At 74.1% G+C, this 4,722-nt stretch carries 5 protein-coding genes; 2 read left to right on the top strand and 3 right to left on the bottom strand.

The genetic code is table 11. The features are described from left to right. Window positions 1-710 (bottom strand): DUF3153 domain-containing protein (locus tag ABZU46_RS30965; protein WP_354863244.1); only part of this gene is annotated, 710 nt, incomplete at its 3' end. 218 nt (window positions 711-928) lie between these two features. Beyond that, window positions 929-2,113 (bottom strand): FAD-dependent monooxygenase, encoded by a 1,185-nt coding sequence (locus tag ABZU46_RS30960; protein ID WP_354863243.1) that lies wholly within the window; start codon window positions 2,111-2,113, stop codon window positions 929-931. A gap of 66 nt (window positions 2,114-2,179) precedes the next feature. Here ABZU46_RS30960 and ABZU46_RS30955 point away from each other — a divergent pair, with 66 nt between their 5' ends. Both ABZU46_RS30955 and ABZU46_RS30950 read left to right on the top strand, forming a co-directional pair. Then, a complete protein-coding gene (locus ABZU46_RS30955; RefSeq protein WP_354863242.1) occupies window positions 2,180-2,809 on the top strand; it encodes a TetR/AcrR family transcriptional regulator in 630 nt (209 codons plus the stop codon). Between the two features lie 202 nt (window positions 2,810-3,011). Further along, the gene (locus ABZU46_RS30950) at window positions 3,012-4,136 is read left to right on the top strand and encodes an FUSC family protein (protein WP_354863241.1); all 1,125 of its coding nucleotides are present in this window, start codon (window positions 3,012-3,014) and stop codon (window positions 4,134-4,136) included. A gap of 4 nt (window positions 4,137-4,140) precedes the next feature. Here ABZU46_RS30950 and ABZU46_RS30945 read toward each other — a convergent pair. Then, window positions 4,141-4,722, bottom strand: a 582-nt coding sequence (locus tag ABZU46_RS30945; RefSeq protein WP_354863240.1) for a phospholipase, incomplete at its 5' end; no start/stop codon positions are given.

Below are 4,722 nucleotides of genomic sequence, written 5' to 3'. Positions count from 1 at the left end.
GGGCGACGGCGGCGCAGCAGGAGTACGCCCACCGCGGCGAGCACCAGTAGCAGGAGTACGCCGCCGCCGACCAGCAGCCACGGGAAACCGCCGGAGTCGGAGGCGGCGGCTGCCGGTGACGCCGAGGGGCGGGGCGGGGCCTCGGCGACGGCCCGCAGTTCGATCGGCTTGTCCTGGTTGGAGTCGACCTTCCAGGTGACCGACCTGCCGTTGACGGTGCCATTGGTGTCGATCACCCGACCGGGAAACGTCACCGAGATCTCGAACGACATCAGCTTGAGGAAAGCCTGCTGTTGTTGAGGATTCTGCTGGGCAATTTTCCCGCCGTATTTCTTCGGGTCCAGCGGTAACGTGAATCGGTAGAAGTCGCCGTCTCGGACCAGTTTGACGCTCTCGCTGTCGAAGCTCGCCAGCGGTGCCCTGCGGTAACTGATCTGGGTGCCGAAGAGTTTGCCGTCCTCGTAGCTGGTCTCCTCGCCCGGCGGCAGCGCCGGAATGTTCTGCCGCAGCTCGGCGAAGGCCGCCGGGATGTTCTTGTTCCGGGCGCTCAGCAGGGACTTCTGGGCGGTCAGCAGCAACTGCCCGTCGACCGTGTCATCGGCGTTGACGGTGAGCCCGATGTTGAGTTGCATGCAGCCGCTCAACGCGGCGAGAAGAAGGAGGCACACCGCGACGCGGAGTGCCCTACCGCGGTTGACGCTCCTGTTCATGCGCTCAGTGTGTGTGATCGCTTTCACCATGAGCAGTCAGCGATCGGTCACAAGGCAGTCGCCGATTGTACCGGCGCACTGTCGTATTCGACCGAGGTGGGAAGCGGCGCAAAAGAATAAACTGGAGTTTTGCGTCCCGGTGTGCCCGACCCCGGGCTGAGTCGATGATCGTGGCCGGCTGAGTGGCCGGCTGGGTGGCCGGCTGGGTGGCCGCTCTCTCAGCCCGCCGGTGGTCGCCAGTCGACCTGCCGGGTCATGCCGCGCAGGACGGCGCCGGCCGGGATCAGTCGCAGCGCGGCGGCGCGCACGGCGAGGGCGAGCGGGTTGTGCAGTTGTTGGCCGTACCGGCCGGCGCGCAGCGAGGCACGGGCGATGGCCTGGCTGCGGGGGCGACGCTGCTCGTCGTACGCCGCCAGGGCGGCCGGCAGCCCCTCTGCGCCGCCGGAGCAGGCCGCGCCGAGCACGACCGCGTCCTCGATCGCCTGCCCGGCGCCCTGCCCGAGGTTCGGCGTCATCGCGTGGGCCGCGTCGCCGAGCAGCGCCACCCGTCCCCGCACGTACGAGGGCAGCGCCGTGGCCAGGTGGTGGATGTCGTTGCGCAGGACCACCCCGGGTGGGGTCGCCGCCAGCAGCGCGGGAATGGGCTCGTGCCAGGCGCCGAAGTGGTCCCGTACGGCCGCCAGTTCGTCCGGGGCATGGCCACCGGGCGGAGCGTTGAGTGCCGCGTACCAGTAGACCTGGCCCTCGCCGAGCGGCACCATGCCGAACTCGGCGGCCGGGCCCCAGGTGATCGCCGTCGGGATCGGGTCGGGGAACGCGACGGCGGCCCGCCAGGCCGTCGAGCCCGCGTACACCGGGGCCGGGATCTCCGGCCAGAGCTGGGTGCGCAGTCGGCTGTGCAGGCCGTCGGCGCCGACGACCAGGTCGGCGTCGAGGGTTCGTGGGCCGTCGGGCCCGTGGTGGCGCACCGTGGCGCGGTCGGGTTCGGACTCAACGTGCTCGACCTCGGCCCCGGTGTGCAGCGACGACGCGGGCAGCGCCTCGCGCAGGATGCGGTGCAGGGTGGCCCGGTGGATGCCGAGCGCGCTGGTGCCGAGCTGCCGGATCATCTCCGCCGCGTCCACCCGGGACAGCCACCGGCCCCGCCGGTCCCGGATCCCGCCGGGGGCCTCGGCGTGCGCGCTGGACCGCAGCGCCGGGCCCAGGCCGAGGGAGTCCAGGGCGCGCAGCGAGTTGGCCATCAGGGTCAGCCCGGCGCCCACCTCGCGTAGTTCGGGGGCGCGTTCCAGCACGGTCACCCGCCACCCGCCACCCGCCACCCGCCACCCGTGCCGGTGCAGGGCGAGGGCCGCGCTCAGCCCGCCGATGCCGCCGCCGACCACGACCGCGTGTGGCTCGCCCATGTCGCCCACCCTTCTACATCTGTAGAAGAGTGATACTACCTGCGGACCTCGACCGAAAGGAGACCCGTGACGGCCCGCGCCAACCGGATCGCGCTGCTGACCGACGCCGCCATCGAACTGATCGCCGCCGGCGGGATGCGGGCGCTGACCCACCGGGCCGTCGACGGTCGCGCCGGGCTGCCAGCCGGCACCACCTCCGCGTACCTGCGCACCCGGCAGGCACTGATCGAGGCGGTGGTGGAACGCCTCGCCGAGCGGGAACGGACCGACCTGGCCGCGTACGACCTGCCGACCGGCCCGCCCTCCCCGACGCCGGGTGCCCGGCTGGACGGCGACGACCTCGACCGGCTCGCCGCCGGGGTGGCCGAGGTTCTCGACCGCTGGCTGAGCACCGGACGCAGCCGAACGCTGGCCCGCTACGCCTGTCTGCTGGAGGCGGTCCACCGCCCCGAACTGCGCGGCATCCTGCACCACGGCACCGGCATGCGGGCACAGGCACGGGACCTGCTGACCCGGGCCGGGGCCGCCGATCCCGACCGGCAGGGCGACCAGTTCGTCGCCTTCGTCGATGGGCTGCTCTTCGACCGTCTGGTCGGCGCCGGCGCGCTCACCGCCCCGCCCCCCGGCGGCCCGGCCAGCCGCGCCGATCTCGCGGGCACCGTCCGTACGCTGCTGCGCGCCTTGACCGGCAGCTGAGCCTCGGGCCGGTGCGCCGACCCGCAGCGCGTACTGCGGGTCGACCACCGAGCCCGGCAGGACGGCGCGGCGACCGTCGCGCAGCCCGGTGAGCGGGTCGATCGCGCGATGGTGAACGATCGCGAGGGGCGCTCCGGGCCGCCGGAAGGGCGCGGGCGATCATGGACCCCCGGCGTGCGGTCGAGGTGAGCGGAGGTGGGCGATGGCGTGGTTCGGGGGCCTGCGGGTCGCCGCTCACCGGCTGCGGCAGGGCTGGCGGCCGGTGCTGGAGGCGACCGTCGCGGCGACCGTGGCCTGGCTGCTCGCCACCCGCCTGCTCGGGCATCCGCAGCCCTTCTTCGCGCCGGCTGCCGCGCTGATCGTGCTCGGCCAGGCCCGCGGGCAGCGGATCCGGCGGGCCGTCGAGGTCGTACTCGGGGTGGCCGCCGGAGTGCTCGTCGCAGACCTGGTCGTGCAGGCGCTCGGCCCGGGCACCACGTGGACGGTCGGCACCGTCATCCTGCTCACCGTCCTGCTCGCGGTCGCCTTCGGCGCCACCGGCGTGACCCTGGTCCAGGCCGCTGTCTCCGCGCTCTACCTGGTGGTGGTCGCGCCACCGGACGGGTCGCTGGTGCCGTTCCGCTTCGTCGACGCGCTGGTCGGCGGCGCGGTCGCGCTCGCGGTCAGCCTCCTCGTCGACGCCCGGCACCCGCTCGCCCCCCTCGTCGCCGAGGTGCGGCGGACCTTCGACGAGTTGGCCGGCCTGGTGGGCGGGATCGCCGACGCGCTGGACGGTCGCGACGAGTCGGCGGCGATGGCCGCGTTGACGCGGGCCCGGGGCATGGACGCCCGGGTCGACGGGCTGCGCGAGGGCGTGCTCGCCGCCGGTGAGGCGCTGCGGCTCAACGTGCGCCGGCGTCGGCACATCGGCCGGCTGCGGTCGGTGGACGAGTCGATCCGGCAGACCGACTACGTGGTCCGCAACGTCCGGGTGCTGGCCCGCGCCGGGGTGACGCTCAGTCGACTGCGGACCCCGACGCCGCCGGAGCTGGGCGGGGCGCTGCGCTGCCTGGTCGAGGCGGTCCGGGAGGCCGGCGCGGCGCTCGCCGCCGACCTGGACGGGCGGGAGGAGGCCGCCGACCGGCACGCCGTCCGGGCGGACGAGGCGGCGCTGGCCGCCGTCCGCACGGCCGGGCAGCTCTTCGGGTCGACCCAGACCCTCCCACTCGCCATGATCATCGGTCAGATCCGGGCGACGGCCATCGACCTGCTGCGGGGCGTGCACCCCGACGACGACGCCGCCGTCCTGGCCCGCGTGGACGAGGCCCTCGGCCTGCCCGTCGTGTGACCCCTCACCGCGTCCCTGCGCTCGGGTCTTCCCCGGTGCCGGCGGTGAGCCATCCGGTGGCGCTCGCGCGGATCGGGGCGGGGACGTCGTGGCCGTCGGGGAACTCCTCGTAGGTGACGTCGTAGCCGAGGCCACGCAGGTGCGGCACGAAACGGCGGCTGCACACGTCGATCGGCAGGACGCGGTCCTCCACCCCGTGCGAGACGAAGATCCGCGGCCGGCCCCGGATGCGCGGCGGCGCGGCGAAGCCGGGGGAGAAGGCCAGCACCGCGTCCACCAGGTCGCCGTTGGCCAGGCCCAGCGAGAGGGCGTACGAGGCCCCGTCGGAGAAACCGCCAAGTGTCACACCGCTGACGGGGTAGCCGTCGAACGCGCTGGCCAGCAGCGCGTCGATGTGCTGCACGTCCACCCCGAAGCCGCCGGCGAGCAGGTCCCAGCTGGCCCCCGACGACTGCGGGGCGACCAGCAGCAGGTGATGCGCGTCCGCCACCGACAGCAGCAGGTCCAGGCCCTGCCGCGCGGAGCCGCCCGCCCCGTGCAGCAGCACCACCAGCCGGTACGCGGCGGCGTCGGCCGCCCGCTCCGG

The organism is Micromonospora sp. NPDC005197 (assembly GCF_040608295.1).
Taxonomy (GTDB): domain Bacteria; phylum Actinomycetota; class Actinomycetes; order Mycobacteriales; family Micromonosporaceae; genus Micromonospora.
The sequence above is the reverse complement of the archived record's forward strand: the minus strand, read 5'-3'. Positions and strand labels throughout refer to the sequence as shown.

What these genes read in the sequence shown, in the direction of transcription:
- ABZU46_RS30960 (WP_354863243.1), bottom strand. Translation starts at nt 2,113, where the DNA reads ATGGGCGAGCCACACGCGGTCGTGGTCGGCGGCGGCATCGGCGGGCTG.
- ABZU46_RS30950 (WP_354863241.1), top strand. Translation starts at nt 3,012, where the DNA reads ATGGCGTGGTTCGGGGGCCTGCGGGTCGCCGCTCACCGGCTGCGGCAG.